This is a genomic window from Paenibacillus herberti, from assembly GCF_002233675.1.
Lineage (GTDB): Bacteria > Bacillota > Bacilli > Paenibacillales > Paenibacillaceae > Paenibacillus_O > Paenibacillus_O herberti.
The window spans coordinates 52,508-68,438 of sequence record NZ_NMUQ01000001.1 but is presented as its reverse complement, the minus strand read 5'-3'; the positions used below and the strand labels follow the sequence as shown (position 1 = coordinate 68,438).

At 52.0% G+C, this 15,931-nt stretch carries 22 protein-coding genes; 1 reads left to right on the top strand and 21 read right to left on the bottom strand.

Features of this window, described 5'->3' with window-relative positions:
* Positions 1-79 precede the first annotated feature (79 nt).
* From CGZ75_RS00365 to CGZ75_RS00270, 21 genes are all read right to left on the bottom strand, one after another.
* The gene (locus CGZ75_RS00365) at positions 80-973 is read right to left on the bottom strand and encodes a peptidoglycan recognition protein family protein (RefSeq protein ID WP_089522091.1); all 894 of its coding nucleotides are present in this window, start codon (positions 971-973) and stop codon (positions 80-82) included.
* The gene (locus CGZ75_RS00360; RefSeq protein WP_089522089.1) at positions 966-1,247 is read right to left on the bottom strand and encodes a phage holin family protein; all 282 of its coding nucleotides are present in this window, start codon (positions 1,245-1,247) and stop codon (positions 966-968) included. The genes CGZ75_RS00365 and CGZ75_RS00360 overlap by 8 nt, the downstream gene beginning before the upstream one ends.
* A 12-nt stretch (positions 1,248-1,259) precedes the next feature.
* Complete coding sequence (locus CGZ75_RS00355; protein ID WP_141136613.1) at positions 1,260-1,574, bottom strand: hypothetical protein; 315 nt, start codon at positions 1,572-1,574, stop codon at positions 1,260-1,262.
* Between the two features lie 28 nt (positions 1,575-1,602).
* Positions 1,603-1,740 (bottom strand): XkdX family protein, encoded by a 138-nt coding sequence (locus CGZ75_RS00350; protein WP_089522085.1) that lies wholly within the window; start codon positions 1,738-1,740, stop codon positions 1,603-1,605.
* Positions 1,741-1,742: 2 nt separating this feature from the next.
* Complete coding sequence (locus tag CGZ75_RS00345) at positions 1,743-2,258, bottom strand: hypothetical protein (protein ID WP_089522084.1); 516 nt, start codon at positions 2,256-2,258, stop codon at positions 1,743-1,745.
* A gap of 10 nt (positions 2,259-2,268) precedes the next feature.
* Complete coding sequence (locus CGZ75_RS00340) at positions 2,269-4,539, bottom strand: hypothetical protein (RefSeq protein WP_089522082.1); 2,271 nt, start codon at positions 4,537-4,539, stop codon at positions 2,269-2,271.
* Positions 4,540-4,546: 7 nt separating this feature from the next.
* The gene (locus CGZ75_RS00335; RefSeq protein ID WP_089522080.1) at positions 4,547-4,831 is read right to left on the bottom strand and encodes a hypothetical protein; all 285 of its coding nucleotides are present in this window, start codon (positions 4,829-4,831) and stop codon (positions 4,547-4,549) included.
* A complete protein-coding gene (locus tag CGZ75_RS00330; protein WP_089522078.1) occupies positions 4,828-5,412 on the bottom strand; it encodes a putative phage tail protein in 585 nt (194 codons plus the stop codon). The genes CGZ75_RS00335 and CGZ75_RS00330 overlap by 4 nt, the downstream gene beginning before the upstream one ends.
* Positions 5,405-6,481, bottom strand: a complete 1,077-nt coding sequence (locus CGZ75_RS00325; protein ID WP_089522076.1) for a baseplate J/gp47 family protein — start codon at positions 6,479-6,481, stop codon at positions 5,405-5,407. Before CGZ75_RS00325 ends, CGZ75_RS00330 begins: the two co-directional genes overlap by 8 nt.
* The gene (locus tag CGZ75_RS00320) at positions 6,474-6,842 is read right to left on the bottom strand and encodes a DUF2634 domain-containing protein (protein WP_089522075.1); all 369 of its coding nucleotides are present in this window, start codon (positions 6,840-6,842) and stop codon (positions 6,474-6,476) included. Before CGZ75_RS00320 ends, CGZ75_RS00325 begins: the two co-directional genes overlap by 8 nt.
* On the bottom strand, positions 6,839-7,135 hold the full coding sequence (locus CGZ75_RS00315; protein ID WP_089522073.1) for a DUF2577 domain-containing protein: 297 nt from the start codon (positions 7,133-7,135) through the stop codon (positions 6,839-6,841). The genes CGZ75_RS00320 and CGZ75_RS00315 overlap by 4 nt, the downstream gene beginning before the upstream one ends.
* Positions 7,132-8,139: an XkdQ/YqbQ family protein gene (locus tag CGZ75_RS00310; protein ID WP_089522071.1), complete on the bottom strand. Its 1,008-nt coding sequence runs from the start codon at positions 8,137-8,139 to the stop codon at positions 7,132-7,134. Before CGZ75_RS00310 ends, CGZ75_RS00315 begins: the two co-directional genes overlap by 4 nt.
* A gap of 4 nt (positions 8,140-8,143) precedes the next feature.
* Positions 8,144-8,866, bottom strand: coding sequence for a LysM peptidoglycan-binding domain-containing protein (locus CGZ75_RS00305; RefSeq protein WP_089522069.1), 723 nt, complete (start codon positions 8,864-8,866; stop codon positions 8,144-8,146).
* Positions 8,867-8,947: 81 nt separating this feature from the next.
* Complete coding sequence (locus CGZ75_RS00300; protein ID WP_089522067.1) at positions 8,948-11,329, bottom strand: hypothetical protein; 2,382 nt, start codon at positions 11,327-11,329, stop codon at positions 8,948-8,950.
* A 33-nt stretch (positions 11,330-11,362) separates the two neighbouring features.
* Positions 11,363-11,491 (bottom strand): hypothetical protein, encoded by a 129-nt coding sequence (locus tag CGZ75_RS26120; RefSeq protein ID WP_281255092.1) that lies wholly within the window; start codon positions 11,489-11,491, stop codon positions 11,363-11,365.
* 56 nt (positions 11,492-11,547) lie between these two features.
* Positions 11,548-11,970, bottom strand: coding sequence for a phage tail assembly chaperone (locus CGZ75_RS00295; RefSeq protein ID WP_089522065.1), 423 nt, complete (start codon positions 11,968-11,970; stop codon positions 11,548-11,550).
* A gap of 130 nt (positions 11,971-12,100) precedes the next feature.
* A complete protein-coding gene (locus CGZ75_RS00290) occupies positions 12,101-12,565 on the bottom strand; it encodes a phage tail tube protein (protein WP_089522063.1) in 465 nt (154 codons plus the stop codon).
* Position 12,566: 1 nt separating this feature from the next.
* Positions 12,567-13,880 carry a phage tail sheath family protein gene (locus tag CGZ75_RS00285; protein WP_089522061.1) on the bottom strand — a complete coding sequence of 438 codons (1,314 nt, stop codon included), beginning with the start codon at positions 13,878-13,880 and terminating at the stop codon, positions 12,567-12,569.
* 1 nt (position 13,881) lies between these two features.
* A complete protein-coding gene (locus tag CGZ75_RS00280) occupies positions 13,882-14,085 on the bottom strand; it encodes a hypothetical protein (RefSeq protein WP_089522059.1) in 204 nt (67 codons plus the stop codon).
* Positions 14,078-14,512 carry a phage tail terminator family protein gene (locus tag CGZ75_RS00275; protein WP_089522057.1) on the bottom strand — a complete coding sequence of 145 codons (435 nt, stop codon included), beginning with the start codon at positions 14,510-14,512 and terminating at the stop codon, positions 14,078-14,080. Before CGZ75_RS00275 ends, CGZ75_RS00280 begins: the two co-directional genes overlap by 8 nt.
* A gap of 23 nt (positions 14,513-14,535) precedes the next feature.
* On the bottom strand, positions 14,536-14,925 hold the full coding sequence (locus CGZ75_RS00270; RefSeq protein WP_089522055.1) for an HK97 gp10 family phage protein: 390 nt from the start codon (positions 14,923-14,925) through the stop codon (positions 14,536-14,538).
* Positions 14,926-15,248: 323 nt separating this feature from the next.
* Between CGZ75_RS00270 and CGZ75_RS00260 the strand changes: the two genes are divergently transcribed.
* A complete protein-coding gene (locus CGZ75_RS00260) occupies positions 15,249-15,704 on the top strand; it encodes a hypothetical protein (protein ID WP_089522051.1) in 456 nt (151 codons plus the stop codon).
* Positions 15,705-15,931 lie beyond the last annotated feature (227 nt).

Below are 15,931 nucleotides of genomic sequence, written 5' to 3'. Positions count from 1 at the left end.
CTCCGCAACTGCTGCCGCTGGAACAACTACTGCTGAAGTTAATTACTAGAATTGTTCGGAGGAGACAGAAGTCTGTCCCTCAGCAGAGCTTTTCTAAGGGAATTCCGGCGCAAGCTCTCAGTTCATCAGCCATCCGATGGTAGAAGCTTGCATCGCGTCCCGTTTGTCGTGCCCGCAACCAGGCCGGTGAGAGCCAATTATAAATCACTTCCTGCGCGTTGCTTTTGGCAAGGCCCGCCCCAGCAGTTGTTGCCTGACGGAGATTGGCCGCCAGCCTGGCATAGTGTTCCGCAGTTACGGCATCGCCTGATGTCTTCCTTTCGTGCCAAGCCGGCTGGACATAGGAGCGGATGAGATGGTCGCATGTTGCGAGTGGTAGCTTTTCAGACTTGGACTCAGGAGTTTCTATAATAAGGTTGTTCATCCTTGCTGCAACATCTCTAATTAAGTCTCCAAACGTCACTCCCCCCGAGGTGAGCGATTGCTCGCAATCAGTCTTGCGCGAAGGATCCAGCTGTTTGTGACTGACGATATGGGCGGAGGGCAATTTGCCCCATTTGTTACAGCAATAGGCCATATACCAAGCAAAACGATCATAAGCAGCTGCGAAATCGATCATACCACCGTAGCAAAGCTCCACTCCGATTGCAGCATCATTGGCATCGAATCCAAACTGCTCATTGTCTATAGTTGTATTGCGGACGACGTGATAGGCTTTTTCTGCCGGTTCGGCTCCTGTACCCGTTGGAATAATTTCTATTATGCTGCGGTCGTCGATAAAAACATGAGCCGATGCGATGCGGTCCATCTGGCGCTCAAAATAGCGGAAATGGGCGTCCGCCGATGCACCTGGATTGCCTGTATCATGAGCAACAAAAAAAGCCGGGCTCCCGACGGAAAGCCGGGTGCCAGGCCTGGTATTGCTGCGAATACGGATGTATCGGCGCTCAATGGGATAATTCTCTTTATTCATCCCCGCCCTCCTTTTTCAAGGCTTGGGTGGTTTGCTTGAATAACTGGTTCCCATATACAGCCACCGCTCCGCACAAAATACCTTGAATGACGCTGTCAACGCTCCAGCCGAGCGAAAAGCAGACGAATAGAATCCCCGCTGCTGTTACGGCATATACAAGCACCCAATCCGCGACCCTCGGCGTGCGCTTCAGGCCGAAACCGATGATCCAACACACGGCAACGACGCCCGCCAGCTCCGGCTTAATGAGCCCTTGAATGAAGGATCCATCCATAAAAACCCCTCCTTATTCCAAAAATTTAACAATAAGGCCCAGCAGCACAGCTGCTAGGCCAATGAGCGTGAATGAAGTTGTAATGAGCCAGCGCTGTCCCTGCTTGATGCCGTCGATGCTGGCTCTGATTTCATCTATCCGATGATGCGCGGCGCGAGCGCGCTGGGCGGCTTCTCGTGCCGTGTCATCCGACTTTTCTAACCTTTCAATCAAACGCGTGATACCAGTGGCCACATCGCCGAGTGCCCGGGTGTTGACTTCCTGCAGCGTCTCGAGCTTAACCACTTGGGATGCGATCGCCTGAAGCTGTACCTCGGGTCTGCTCATGTCATTCTCCTTTCGAGCCGGAGTTCCGCTACTGCTCATTCCTGGCTCCTGTAATCTCTTGCGCTTGATCTAGCGAAAGCTTGCCGAGCTCGGCGAAGCGTAGCACCTGCGCTGCCGTATAACAGCCCAGTTCATAGTAACGCTTAATCGTAAAGTACCAGTCCATTTTTAAATCACACCTCCTTCCACGAGCGCTAACAGCAGCCCTGCGTGATCTTGCTCTGATTTTTGTAGCCGCGCCTCCGTCTCGGCCTGACTGAGCAGCAGCGTGGCGTTGTCTGTCTCCAACTGCCTGATGCGCACCTGCTCCGGCGACGGCCTTGGCAGAGTTAGCTGAAGCGCAGCGATATCCTCCGGCGCTAGCCCCTCCACCCAATACGCTGTTGATGCGGGAGCTGTCGGCTCTGGACCGCGCTCACCCTCTGGTAGTGCTAGCCAAGCGGCCTTAGCGACTACATATGACGATAGGGATGCTTGATGTGCATCATAAGCCTCTCGGTCAAAACGCGGGCGATAAAAGCCAGGCGTGACGGGCAGCGCAACTCGATAGCCGGTAATAGGCGCGACTTCGTTATCGTATGGGTCATCCGGCGCGGACAACGGCAAATAACCTGTTTCGTTGTCGTCAACGAGCTCGACATCGATAAACAGGCCGTTTAGGTCTGTGATTATGGCTTCTTTCATGTGGACCTCCTTAGTCTATGGCAAACCTTATGGTGTCAAGAGATAACCAGTTACTCCCGACCAAATAGACAGTAACAATTCCAGCAGGGGTGACTTCAGCACTGCCAATATCATGGTCTGTACCATTAAACGAGATTACAGGGAGCGAAATTAAGTACTTAGGCCGATATAGCGCAGGTAATTTGATAATGGCTACACTATTATTTCCGTCCTTAATCATTCCTCTCAATTGCACCTCATTACCGACCTTACGATAAGCGGCTCCGCTGAAATTGTCATGGTATTTTACCCAGCCACCAAGCAGCGTCGGTGTAATCCACTGCGGTTGCTTAGCCTGCGCCGTTCCGTTTTCAAGCACTGTTACCCGTCCGGCGAGTTGTGTCGCTGTCTTGGCAAGATCATCTGTTACGGTACGTTGATTAGGCGCATACTCCGCGCTTACCTGTGTTGGCGGAATTCCGATCAAATAGGTATACAGCGCAAGATAGGTGACCTCATATACGGCGGAAGGGTTGTAGGTTGAGGCCCATTTGTAAGCCCTCTGCTTGCCGGGTAATGCTTCGGCGTTATTGTCTATCGTCCAAGATTTATCTTTACGGGAGTCCCTATAAATCTCAATAATGCTTTGATTTGCTCTATCTAAACCTGTTCCAAGAGCAACCGAGCTATTAATATATACAAAATCTCCCTCAGCTCGATTGACAGGCTTGGCCCTCTCTCTAACTATAACCCCGTAGCCTACCTCTAGGGTGTTAGCGCCCTCAGCTAGCATAATTGCGCCTTCGGAGCGTACCGTCTCGTTTACTTGAGCAGTAAGCTGATATTGGAGTCGGTAGGGTGTATATCCGGGAGCAAAGCTTATTGGCAACGTAGACACAGGGTTGCTGTTATCTATTGTACGCCTCCACCATTTAGTCCCGGATGTATATGGAGTGCTAATCATCCCTTCCTGTCTCATTGTCCAGCCCCAAAAATATGCCTTGACCTCATCCGCTGTCGGTACGTAACTCACACCCCAGCCAGAGTCGGATCTTGAAATAGTTATACCGACTACATCGGGATTAACTAAATCTGTAACATCAGTTACTACTTGCAAGTCTGCTGCATTTATCGATCCGCCCTGCACTACCCTACTCAAGATTTTACCGTCAAATTTAGAGATGACACCTGTGTCTTTGATTGAATCTTGAATTTTAAGTATCGCGGTGCTTTGTATGCTGTCACCGCCGAGATATACCCAAGGTAAATCACCAGTTAGATCCATCGTCTTAAACTCCCGCTTCACCCGCTCCTGCCCTATGTTATCTGTATAAAGCTCATCGTACACGCTACCATTCACATTAGATGCAAGCTGGCAGTCCGGATAAAAGACGTATTGATCATCCGCTGGCTGAGCGGCCACGCGACGCAGATACACTCCGTTGACGTTTTTTATGTCGTCGACATACGGATACATCGTTGCAATTTGAGCGGGAGTCATACTATCTATGGATGCAAACTCTGATGTAGAGATTTCATACAATCTCACTTCATCCGCATAGGCATAATTTCCATTTGCCCCATTCACGTCCACGACGATACCTAGTCCAGCCACGGCAATACCAGTGAATTTCTTATAAGCCAAGCTAAAGCCCGTGGTGGTCACAAATGTCGTACGAGTAGCCGCTGCCTGCGATGATACGTAGGCACTCACATTTATGCCATTCCCCTTTTTGAGATAAGCAGCTAGTAGGTAGTGCTTAGAGGCAGTTAAAGTCACTGAAGATTGGGTAACGGCGGACCCATTGGCGGCTGATAGAGTAATTTTTAAACCATTCTTACCCGAAACATAGTTTGTTGCGTCCAGGGCAAGAGTAGAGCTTACCGCCTGCCAACGTGATGTATCCTCGCAGTTGCCGTCACACCCCAACAAATTAACCAAAGTCCGTCCCTTAATACTCTTGATCCGCAATGGTGTATCCCTCGGAGCAGCAACTACCTGCACACCAGGTGCGAGCGAGAGGGCAACTGCTGGCACGTCGATAAGATCAGCTATCAACGGCTGCACAGCGTTGTCCACGGTATCCTTGCGGGCAATGTCTGCTCCCGTTAGCGGCGGCTCTACCCGAGCACGCCCCGCACTATCCCGTTGTATAATCCGAGACGGTGTCGCCGCGCTAGTCGCGCCATGCGCTCCCGAGGTTGCCGCCGCATGCTCCGATGCGGCGTTCAGCTCGCTGCCAAGCTGATTCATATCAGCTTCCGTAACCACATCGTTGAACTTCCAATTTGTTTTTGCCATGCTAATGTTATACCTCCTGTAGCGTAATGGACTGCACCATCAGCGTATCGGATAGAACAGGAATATCGACCGCATTGCTGCTCAACACCGCTCCGCTGCTGTCTTGAAGCTCAATCTTGCTCACCGCCCCCACACGGCCTGCCGGGATATAATAACGTAGCTCAACAACGCTGCCGTTCACCTTCTTCACCGTAAACTCCGTCAGCAATACCGCCCCGCTATTGAGTGATACTCTAGCAATTCGGTTGTTGATATAACTGGCCACATCGTTCATGAAAAGAGCCGGAATCATTTTGCAATCACCTCTTCTCCTTCAGTGGTAAAAGCAATCGCCCCAAGCTTCCAGCTTCCCAGTCTCGTCTCCCGCGTAAGCGGACGATAACGAACACTCTCACGCAGCAGCAGCGTGTCGGCAACCGCAGTTTGCTGCTCATAAACCAGATTGGCAGGTTTGACAGCTTGAATCGTTCGTTCCACTTCGCGGAACAGCGAAGCATCCTGAATCGCTGCCGATACGGTCAGCACATAATCATCTAGGTCCACCGCGGCCAGCGCTCTGCCCGGACCTGCCAGATAGTCCAGCCGATCCTGCAAATAACGCAGCGTAAAAGGAGGTTTCGTCGAGTATCGGTTAACGATCCGCATCCTGCGGAATGACAGCGTCTCGACCCCTTCATCCGCCAAAATGCCCAGCACTCGCTCACGCCGGCGAAGAGCCTCTTGCCCTGCTGTCATAACAAATTGATCTTCCAACAGGCGCAATACGGCCGACTCCGCCGTCGTTATTTCAACATCCTCCGCTGCCAAAAGCTCCTTAAACTCCCGACTCTCACCATAAAATTCCGGCAATCGGCTCAGCAGCGGCTCAGCCATGGAGCGTCACCGTCCCTGCTTTTGGCACCTCATCAGCTTGTAACTCAACATTCACGGGCGAGCCATTAAGAGTTGTTCCCGTAATGTCGGCTATGCCCGGAATGCTCAGAATACGGGTTTCCAGCTGGGAAATCCGCACGACAAGCCGATTCTCCCCGGACCAGGAGCGCCTAAGCGACAAGAAATAAGCTTCTAGCGCTGTCTTCACATCCCTTTCCAATTGAGCGGTAGTCGTCCCTGTCTGCAAAGTGAGCTGCGTCACGATATTCATCGCGATCGGAAGCGCCGGAGCAATGGTAACCTTATGGCCAATCGGGGCCATGCCGATTCCCTGCCCGGTTTTCCCGGGATCGATAATCGTCTGAACCTCTTCCACGAGACCAGCAGTCGGTGGCTCAAAGTCACTGCCGATAATCGTGGCCTTCACCGTGCCGCCGCCATTCCATGCAGGGTAAATCTTAACGCCGCCAATACCCGGAAAACCGCCGATTTTAGCGCGATAATCTGCAAGATTCCCACCGAATGGCTGCTCATTTACCGCTTGCACGAACCGGGCTCTAAGCTCGCTGTCCGTCTCCTCCTCCTCGCCTGGCACAACAACATCCACTAGCTCGGCACGAGCCAAGCCCGGAATGTAGTCCAGAGGCAGCAGCACGCCCGAGTACACATTGCCCACTGAGCCGACTGCCTCCGCCTCCAACCGATATACACCCGCAGCTTCGCGCTCGCGCACAGCATAGGCAATGCCTGAAGCTGCGAAGCGCGATCCAAGCAATACCTCCATCGTGGCCTCCGCCGAGTCATAAAATTTCCCTATACGAATCGATGCTGAAGCCGATCTGCGCCTCACCCCGTGTTCAGCGGCCCTTCGCGTCAGAAACTCACCGGTAGCCGTGTCCGCAAAGGAAAGCCCATACTGGATATCCAGCTCCTGATAGAATCCAGCCATTTCAGCTGCGGCAGGCGCAAGTGCATCAAAGATGATGCTGCCCTCCCGCTTGTCCACCTCATCCGGCACCCGCTCCAGCATTCGTTCCAATATCGCAAAATACGTCTGATGTTCATACATCCAGGCTCACCTCGCTCTGAAAAGACCCAAACACCGAAAAGACCGAAAACGAAAGCGTAAGCTCGTCTCCGGTCTGTCTCATCCCCATATCCTCAATCGCCAAAACTCGTTCATCGATCAGAAGAGCCTCTTCGACAGCTCCGGCGGCATCAGAGCCCAGCAGCTCATGGCCGATGCGTCCGGAATAAATATCATGCTCCCAGCGTTCCGTCTGTAGCTGCTTAAATACGAACTGCTGTATCGCCTCTATTCCGTCCACCATGCCGCCCGTTCGCCCATCCAAATTCAGCCGGTACGTCCGGCTCGGCTGATTAACTTGCTGTGCCGCGACAAAAGCGGCCGCCCCTTCCGGCAAGCTCATGTTTCCAACCTCCCGATCACAACATAGGGACTACCACCCTCCGAGCGCAGCAAAATCAGCTTGTCACCGACAGTCAGCCCCCTCCGCAGCAAAATCCTTTTTCCTTCAAGCTCCAGCTCCTGTGAAGTCAAATGCTCCGGGACCGCGAGAAATTCCTCCGGGACCATGAAGCGCTGCTCAATCGTTACCTCAAGCGGCTGCACTGAGGTGACTGTGCCGTTCATCGCCTTAGTTAGCTGCTGCGCCTCGAAGGAGCGTTTTACGATCTGCTTGACCGCATCATTGATGCTCATTTTCCATCCCTCCCTCGTTCCTCAATCAGCCCGTCGAACACCCGCAGCTCAAGCTGCATCGTGTGTCCCTGCCCCTTGTAATTATGCGTACATTCCTCAACCAAAAAGTTACGATTCAGCCCAAGCTGCTCGATCGTCACTTGCACAACTGAGCCGCCCCGAATGCCGGGATGTCCGAGCGCCTCCAGGCTGAACTTCCGCTGCTCGCGGTTTTTGAGTTGCATGATGCGATGTGACATCTCCTTGATCTGTTCCTCATTCAGCTTTTCATCCACTTTTTGATAGAACTGAAGCTGGCCCCAGCGAGCAATTGAGGCGTTATCCTGCTCGATGTACACATCCCGTTTCCCCGTCTCCTTGTTATCACGGACGAGCTTGATGCGATTGTAAGTCTCACTATCGATGCTGCGGCTATAGGAATAACCGTAGAGCAGACTATTATCCCCGACAATGATTTCCGCCTTCATATCCATCACATTTCGAAGCGTCATGTAACCGGCCTCGTCATAAAAAACAAACAGCATGCCTTTAGCCATCAGTGTTTCGTCCAGCGCTTTAAATATCATATCCAGCCGCTTTTGCCCGTCCTGGCTGAACTTTGGAATCGCATGGCTCGTGTCGGCAATCGGCCCCATCAACCCTTTGATCGCCATTGCCTGATCCTTAATAACCTGCGTAGCAGTTACATTCGCCTTCACGTAAGTGTCCGTTTCCAGCAAATAGCGAAGCTGATCCTGCGCTTTGACACTTATGACCCGATCCTGACTTTCATCCAGCGTAAAAATAAACCCGTAAAACAGCCGTCTGTCGCCATGCCAAACACGCACGACATTGCCGCAGGCGAGCGGAAGCTGTTCCCTCAGCCCCAGGCTGCGGTTTCGCACGATTTGAAAATCTAGCGTGCCTGCCTTACCGATGCGGGATGTTTTCCAGTTCAGCTCCGGTACCAAGGCGGTCACGTCCCATAAACGGCCGTTTCGGTTGTCCACTTCAATTTTCAGCATCGCCTCACTCCTTTGGTGGCGGTACTTTGAGCAGCTGTCCGATTTGCATTCTCTTCAAATCAGCATCTGACAAACCGTTCAGCTTTTGAATCTCACGCCAACGGCTACTGTCCCCGTCGTACAGCTTCATACTGATGCGAATTAGCGTATCGCCCTTGACTACTTTGTAGGTTTTGGGAGGGACTCGCAGATCAACCCGTTTGGCCGGCTCTGCAACCATTTTGCCCCCCGTACCCGCAACCCTGATTTTGATGGGAGCATAATAGACATACTCCTTCAATTTCAAACTGTAATACACGTCTCCCGGTGAACCCGCTTCTTCCCAGCGTTCGAACGAAGTAATCGTCATCGGTAGACGGATGGCACCTCGTCGTCCAGCTTCACCGCTACCTCCATAGATAAAGCGCAGCGGATAACCGGACTTCATCCAACGGTTAATGTCAGCGACATATTCAGCCGGAGTTTTGCTTATGGCCTGTTTGTTGAACGGCCACGGATTAACGGGAAAAAAGCTCTCGAAATCAATTTCGGCCAGCTCCGGCTTCTCGATGGTCGAAATGTTTCCTGCACCGATAATCGAGTAACTTTTGCCTGCGCCGCTACGTCGAATTGAGAGTTTCCCCGGCAAAATGGGAAGCTCCCAGCCCTCAGCTCCGGCATTGAATTCCAACCGAATCGCATAAGAAGGCACAATTGCCGCCGTTTGCGGTTCATTTGTTGTGGACATGCGGCCACCTCCTTTCCGTCATGACTCCAGGGACGGATCTCATTCTCGTACTAGCCGCTCCTCGCTCAAGCTCAGTCCGATCTAAAAGCCGAATACGCCCTGAGCGGACCATTGAATCTCCCTTTCCATGCTCGTCGTAATCTCGCGGACAACATCGTTCACGTCCACCTTACTGTTCACAGGTCCGGTCGTCACCTGTACCGTCGGCGTCAGCGTGACAAAATTCTGGATCGCCTTCATCTCCGCCAGATCACGCATCACCTTTAAATCCTCGCTGCCGATATCGACCTCATCTTTGATGCTACCAACTTCGCCTACCCGTCCAATATCGTTCGTTCCGGGGGTCGTTGGCGGCGGGCCGGCGGTGATTTTGGTCTTTCCTTTAAACTCCTCTTCCTTATCCTTTCCAAATAACCCCTCATGATTTTTCATTTTGTCGATGAACTGGGCGCCCTTGTCATATCCATTGTTGTAGGCAGCGGCTGAATCCTTATATTTCATCTGCGGCGATACCACGACATTTTTATCGCTCGTCGGTTTGACGAGTGAATCCGCCATGTTTTTGATGCCGCTACTAATTGCGTTTTGATTGTTCTCATCAAGCAGCTTGGCCTGTTTAATATCGACGTCCGGTATTTTATTCAAGGCCTTAATCAACCAATTTACGCCCGAAATTACGCCATTGATTCCTTTAAGAATCGTCTTCATGAACCCTCCGGCAAAAGTCTCCGCTCCGAGAATCATGTTATACATCAGATCCAAGAAGTTTTTAGCCAATTCGTAGAACAGCATTTTAATGGCATAAATCGGATCGACAAATAGATTAAATAGAAAGTTGGACAAGCTTGCGAATAAATTCCATACAAATGCAACTATGTTGTAAATGGCTGAACCTAAAAAGAAGAAAGAGCCCACGATTGTGCCGACAATTTGCTCCGATGTGACGCCGAAATGTAACAGAATACCAACAAGCGCCATGACTGCGACCATGATAATCAGAATAGGAGCATTTATGATCATCCACTGAAAAGCCACCGCAGCCAGCGGAGCGACCATAGACCAGATCTGGATGACCAACAGAGGCAGTAAAACAAGCCCTACTGCAATTAACATTGCCACGATTTGATCCCCATACATGGAGAAGAAATCCCCGAACGCAACTACAGCTTCGCCTGCCTTTGCCAGTAATTCACCTACAACCCACAAACCCGCTGATAACGCGCCAAAAAACGAATCAAATTTTCCAGCCTCAAAAGCAGCCGTTAATTGGTCGACCATCGGTATTAGCGCCTCCATGGCCGGCACTCCGGTCAAACCGAGCTGAACGTTCAAATGCTGCTGCAAGCCCTGCATCTTCGCTCCTGGTGTCTGCTGCAGCTGATTGAACTGCGACTGGCTCATTCCTTTTGCACTCAGCAAACGGTCAAAAGCTTTAACAAAACCGGCGCCATCACCGGCTCTTATCGCTTTTTGCGCGCCGCTTGCATTGAAATCCTTGTCGCTTATTTCATAGCCTTTCAGAACAGAAGTATCTCCACTTAACAACTTCCTTAAATCGATTCCTACTGCACCTTGTTTATTGGATGGATTAAGCTTCTGCATCCTCATTGTGAATCCGTTTAGAGCGGTAAGCATGGCCGGGTCAGTTGTCACGCTAGTCAAGGCAATTCCTGATTTTTGGGCCTCCAATTGATCAACGTTGGCCTTTAACGCTTGTCTCCCAACGGCATTGTAAAGCACTTCGCCTCCAGCATCGCTGCCTGTTTTAACCTTATATTGATCCTTAATGGACTGCTGCTCCATCGCACTTTTGACCACTGCTGGAAATAGGGGGAAAACTTGAATAAGCTGCTGCAACATAGCCGATAACCCTGCAATCCCGTCCGCAGCAGTTACGCTTCGTCCCGCTAGCAGGTTCATAAATTCGGGCATTCCATTTTTCGAAATTTTGTCTGCCGTCTGCATCGCTTTTCCGACGGCTTGAATCCCGGCGACTGCGCCCTGTGACATGGAGTCCCATGGAAAAGCTGTTACAGCTGCTGTGCTGGCCGCTGCCTGACTAGGGGATGCAGTCGCCGCTGCAGGCGTCGGCGATGCGGCAGGAGCTGCCGCTGAGCTCTGCCCTTGCAGCTTATAAAGAAAGGGTTGAGCCGTTAATTTCTTTTCCAATTCACTTCTCAACCGAGATACCTGCTGCGAAAAATCAGATTCATCCAACTTAATTTGAATGGGCTGCTTGCGAAGGGAATCCACTTGTTTTTTCAGACCGTCCAGCGCTTTCTTCGCTTTATCCGCTTCAACCGTCGTTTTAAGCGGGATAGACAGCTTTGAGCGAAGCTTTTCGCTAAGCTGTATGGTTCGTTCTAACGTTTTGTTCGCTTTTCCAAGTCCAGATGTGAATCGGTCGTAAAGCGTAATCGTCGCTTGTAAAGTCGCGATAGCTAAAACCTCCTTTCCTATCAAAATATCTCGCCTCAGACCATGCCCGAAAAAGCGTTAACGACCCCGCCCGGAGCGGGGCGAGCTTTGCAGCCTGGCGCGCTTCTCCGCATCGAGGCGGACTCGGATCATGCCGATCAGCGCCGCTTTGCGACGGACGCTCAGTCCGGCGAAGTCCCATGGCATAATCCCATATTCGTTGAGGGCGTAGTAAGCGTAGTTCCACTCTCCGTCGCCCTCTTCTAGTCGTTTTTTACTTCATCGGACAGTTCGCTCATATCGTTGTCAAAACCGTTGATTTCCTGCACCTTGGCAGCAAGGTTGGCGAACTCACCTGCAAGTAACATTTTACGCACGACCGCAGCTGCACCCCGAACACCGTAAGACTGCTGGAGCTCAGTATCATTCAGGTCTGGAAACACAACGCAGGCGGCTACCATGCGGCCAAGATAGGCGTTGTAGTCCAGCTCCGGCATGCCTTGGCCGTTTTTGCCCTTTGTCCGTTTCATCGACTGGGAGCGCAGCTCCTCGTTCAGCTCCTCCGAAATGGCGCGCAGCTTCCAGGCAGAGGGACGGCCTGTTTCATCAACGAAGCGCTCCGATATGATAACCTCCTGAGGTTCCGATTGCAGGGCGTTTTGGGCAAAAAACAGTTTCATAGTCATCTTAATTCCTCCTTGTAATTGAAAAGGCGGATCGGAGTATTACGCTCCCTCCGCCCATAAAATCATGCAGCCTGGGAGCCGCATGCCTAACCTAATTTTTCTTGCATAACATTCAAGCTGCTCTTGCAATTTAACGAGAAGTCGGCTCGTTAAACGACTTACCAATATCGACATTGTGGAAAGTGAATGGAATTTCTTCTTCCAGCGCATCGGACTCTACATCCAGCGAAGCCATAACTACCTCATCCAAATTGACGCCGATCAGCGTTACAATCTGCTTGCCGATGGTGGAAGCAGGATCGTCGTTCGTCACCTGAATATCAAAATAAGTGTCGATACCGTTATCGATATATTGTTTCATCATTTCACGAAACTTTGTCGTGACGTAATAAATCGTCATTGTTCCAGTGCCTTCCCAGCCCGTCGCTTTTTTCTGAGTGATACGGCTGCCGAGCGTTTTGATGTCCGCTTTATTCTTTTTGGCCGTCGCCTTCAGATTTTTCACATAAAACATCTCAATGCTCTGTTGGCCAATCGTCGCAAATGCCGTGCCGGAATGTCCGGAAAGAGTATCTCCTGCGTTCAAAATGCTCATTTTACTTCACCTGTACTTTCATATAGATTTTTTCAATTGCATCCACCGGCTGTACTGAGGCGGCTACAACGACCGTATCCGGCTCACCGCCTTGAGAAACCTCGATATCCTTCGAGGCGTCAAAACCCTGAATCGCTCCTATTGCCCCATACTGCTCCATCAGCTTGACGCAGTCCTTGCGGAACAAAGCGCGGCCATTCTCGTTATTGCCGATTTTGCCGACGTAGAGCGCTTCGAACGTGCTTTTGAAGTCGTTCGCAAGCCCGTCCAGCACACGGACAACCGGATTTTTGCCAAAAAGCTTGCCCTTTGCCGGAGTCGGCTGATGATACGAGTTCACATCCTGCTCCACGACAACCGAACCGGCGCGGGCCGTGAACAGAAACTCTCCGCCTTGCAACGCAGCAACGGTAGCGGAATGAGTCAGCCGAGGAGCCGCATCCGCTGCGCCATCGTAGGCCGAAAAGGTCAACGACTGGCCTGGACCGGCTGCCGCAGTCGCAGCAGCTGCCCATACGGAAGCTTGAGCAGCGGTCAGGACGACTCCATTCTCTAGCCGAACGCCGTTTTTGACACTGATGACCCCTTCATCGTTGGCGGAGGCGTAGTTTTCCATGACCACCTGGATTTTGCGGCCTTCCTCAGTGCGCAAACGGCGGGCAAAAGCGGCGAACAGCCCCTTCATGACCGGATCGGTGCCGATATACGCCATCGTATGGAACTCCTGTAGCTCGGTAGCCTGCAGAAAATCAGAATAGTTCTGGTTCGTCACCGCGCCGTCCGTGCCGCCAGTTAGCGGGGCGCCTGCGGATGCGGTCAGCGCGCCGGTTGCGTTCCAGACGATCCAATCGTTGTCTACAAGCTCGTCAACCGTCTCGACAACCTGCTTGTCTCGTTCCACTCCCGCCAAATAGGTTACAACTTCGAACTCACTCGGCACGTCAACACTGGCTACAACCGCTACGCTGAGCGCGTTGCCGCGCAAGCCGGAATATTTGGCTTTAGCCGTCAGCGCGCCGATAGTTGCGGAAGCCTGTACGCCGCTGTTGAGACGGTACAGCAGCAGACGGCTTGCCCGCTTAAGTGCCTCGCGAACGAGCAGCAGCTCGGAATCCCCCAGCGAATAGCCGAGCTTTGGCAGCACATCCTCGCCCGCTTCAACTGCTTGCAGCATCTGCGACTCTCCCCAGGATAGCGGAAGCGCCAGAGCAACCGTGCCCCGTCCGCCCGGCGCAATCGCCGTTCCCTCTGTAGCGAAATTGATGTACACCCCCGGCCTAACTTTGTTCATTGCAGTAAAATTGCCTCCTGCCATATTAAACAGCCTCCTTATTTAGATAAGTCTGAATGAGCGAATCTACTTCCGATTTCGTATAAATCCGATTACCGTCCAGCAGCGCGCTGAGCAAATCCCGGCGTTGCTGATACAATCCGCTTACCAACAGCTGGCTTTTCGAAAAAGCCGGTTTGCTTGCCGGTTTCTCCGAATTTCCGTCCATCATCTCAGCATTATTAGCCATTCGTTACGACCTCCTCCTGCAGCGATCTCATAAGGGGCGGCTCCTGCCCGACCTCAATGCCGTCATAAGCGGCGCCCCATTTAAAGAGCAGCGTCCCGTCGACTCGTTCATGGCTCATTCCGCTTCCTTTCAGCAAGCCGCCTCCCGGCAACGCAACCGAAACCATTAGGGAGTAGAGCCTGTCTGTCATCCCCGATACTGCATTCTCTGGAGTCGGGGACGGCGCTTCAGCCGGGACGTAGCGCAAGACCAGCAACGCCTGACGGCGATAACGCCTCCCGAGCATGCTTTGCCGAGATCCCGACAGTTCCCGCAGCTCGATGAAAGGTTTAGGCGTGCTGCCTCCCGCCCCCGGTTCACCGGTCAGGACGACGCATTCGGGATATTCCTCCCTCAATAAAGCGGCCACTGCCGCAGTCATGTCCATACGATCCCTCCTTGCTCCTTACTTCACTTGACCATAAGCAGCGCACTCAGGCTCTGCTCCAAACGGTTCGGCCAATCCCGTTCCAGCTCAGCGAGTGCCAATGCCAGCATGAACCGGCCCTGCTGCAGCGAGCCATCAGGACCGGAACCGTATTCCAATCTGGTAGCTTCGGGCGATGAGTGCCGGATTTCAATCGACATCGTCTCACCCTTCCGCTGGATGCTGCCGATTTCCCAGCCTGTCCGAAGCGCCTTCTGCTCTTCCGGAATTCGGGACGAGGCAAGCTTCACCACTGTTTCGGCTTCCCTGCGGAGCGCCCTCTCCAGCTCATCCGGCAAAGTCCGCTCCAGCTCCAGCAGCCGTTTTTGCAGCTTCTGCGGATCGTCCAGCTTCCACTTCACATAGCCACTCATTGTATCTACCCCTTCCTTTTAAAAATGCGGCAAAAACAGGCGGCGCCCGTGAAATTCCAGCCAGAGCGTTGCCCACGATCGTCATCATTGTCTAGAGCCTCTCCTTCCAGACCATAGGCTGCCAAGCTTCCACGGCGCATCAGGAAAAGCAAAAGCCGCCCGTCGCCGGGCGGCTCATGTCTGTTTTTCATCGTTCCTGATACTAGCATCTTAACACGGCCAAAACGCCTCCAAAGACTCAACTAAGTCTCATTTCCGTCTCGATATCGTCTCACGTGTTATAATAAATTCCATATTGAGGAAATTAATTTAGGAGGAAGGACTTGAAGAAATCTAGCTTCTTCACTCTATCGTTGCTGATTGCGGCTGCCTATAGTTATACTGCCTTGAAAATGGTTATGTTGTCCGAATCTTTTGCCGTTCCAGATGGTGCAGATCAAGCAAGCGGCCTTGCCCTGGTCGCCGCATTCGTTTTGATCCTGGTGATCATCGTCCAGTCGCTCATTCACATGCAACTTTACTTTGTGTCCGTCATGAACGAACCGCAGCAGGGCGTGTTTTGGCAAACGTTGCTTCTACAGAAGGACGGCCTGCTATCCAATGTGATAAGACTGTTTGGCTACGCCGCTATCCTTTATTTCATGTGGGTCAGCTTTGAAACCCGCTATCCTTTCTGGACCTATATCGTATCGTTTTTCACTTATACGCTGTATTTGTTATGGCTTTTGCAGCTTATAAAAGAAAGAACCGCCAATAAGCGGCAACCGCTCAAATTGTAGCATAACGCAAAAGAGAAGAGGTCTGGTCACCATCGACCAAACCACTTCTCTTGATTCATCCTCAGGCGTCACCCTTCTCTCTTTGCCACTCCAGTATCCTCAAAAACATTCTTGTCGCCGTCGGCTTCCAGCGAAAAAAGGTCGGGCACGAGATGCACAGCGACATTGCGGACGCCTCTGCCGTTCTCCTCTCAAAGTAATAGAGCCGGATCAAGCGGCCTTAACCG

Bases quoted from the DNA above. Each gene is read 5' to 3' on its own strand.
- CGZ75_RS00310 (WP_089522071.1), bottom strand. From the start codon at position 8,139: ATGCTGAAAATTGAAGTGGACAACCGAAACGGCCGTTTATGGGACGTG.
- CGZ75_RS00325 (WP_089522076.1), bottom strand. From the start codon at position 6,481: ATGTATGAACATCAGACGTATTTTGCGATATTGGAACGAATGCTGGAG.
- CGZ75_RS00350 (WP_089522085.1), bottom strand. From the start codon at position 1,740: ATGGACTGGTACTTTACGATTAAGCGTTACTATGAACTGGGCTGTTAT.
- CGZ75_RS00365 (WP_089522091.1), bottom strand. From the start codon at position 973: ATGAATAAAGAGAATTATCCCATTGAGCGCCGATACATCCGTATTCGC.
- CGZ75_RS00305 (WP_089522069.1), bottom strand. From the start codon at position 8,866: ATGTCCACAACAAATGAACCGCAAACGGCGGCAATTGTGCCTTCTTAT.
- CGZ75_RS00340 (WP_089522082.1), bottom strand. From the start codon at position 4,539: ATGGCAAAAACAAATTGGAAGTTCAACGATGTGGTTACGGAAGCTGAT.
- CGZ75_RS26120 (WP_281255092.1), bottom strand. From the start codon at position 11,491: ATGCCATGGGACTTCGCCGGACTGAGCGTCCGTCGCAAAGCGGCGCTG.
- CGZ75_RS00335 (WP_089522080.1), bottom strand. From the start codon at position 4,831: ATGATTCCGGCTCTTTTCATGAACGATGTGGCCAGTTATATCAACAAC.
- CGZ75_RS00355 (WP_141136613.1), bottom strand. From the start codon at position 1,574: ATGAGCAGACCCGAGGTACAGCTTCAGGCGATCGCATCCCAAGTGGTT.
- CGZ75_RS00330 (WP_089522078.1), bottom strand. From the start codon at position 5,412: ATGGCTGAGCCGCTGCTGAGCCGATTGCCGGAATTTTATGGTGAGAGT.
- CGZ75_RS00275 (WP_089522057.1), bottom strand. From the start codon at position 14,512: ATGGACATGACTGCGGCAGTGGCCGCTTTATTGAGGGAGGAATATCCC.
- CGZ75_RS00295 (WP_089522065.1), bottom strand. From the start codon at position 11,970: ATGACTATGAAACTGTTTTTTGCCCAAAACGCCCTGCAATCGGAACCT.
- CGZ75_RS00290 (WP_089522063.1), bottom strand. From the start codon at position 12,565: ATGAGCATTTTGAACGCAGGAGATACTCTTTCCGGACATTCCGGCACG.
- CGZ75_RS00315 (WP_089522073.1), bottom strand. From the start codon at position 7,135: ATGAGCATCAATGATGCGGTCAAGCAGATCGTAAAACGCTCCTTCGAG.
- CGZ75_RS00280 (WP_089522059.1), bottom strand. From the start codon at position 14,085: ATGGCTAATAATGCTGAGATGATGGACGGAAATTCGGAGAAACCGGCA.
- CGZ75_RS00320 (WP_089522075.1), bottom strand. From the start codon at position 6,842: ATGAGCTTGCCGGAAGGGGCGGCCGCTTTTGTCGCGGCACAGCAAGTT.
- CGZ75_RS00345 (WP_089522084.1), bottom strand. From the start codon at position 2,258: ATGAAAGAAGCCATAATCACAGACCTAAACGGCCTGTTTATCGATGTC.
- CGZ75_RS00270 (WP_089522055.1), bottom strand. From the start codon at position 14,925: ATGAGTGGCTATGTGAAGTGGAAGCTGGACGATCCGCAGAAGCTGCAA.
- CGZ75_RS00285 (WP_089522061.1), bottom strand. From the start codon at position 13,880: ATGGCAGGAGGCAATTTTACTGCAATGAACAAAGTTAGGCCGGGGGTG.
- CGZ75_RS00360 (WP_089522089.1), bottom strand. From the start codon at position 1,247: ATGGATGGATCCTTCATTCAAGGGCTCATTAAGCCGGAGCTGGCGGGC.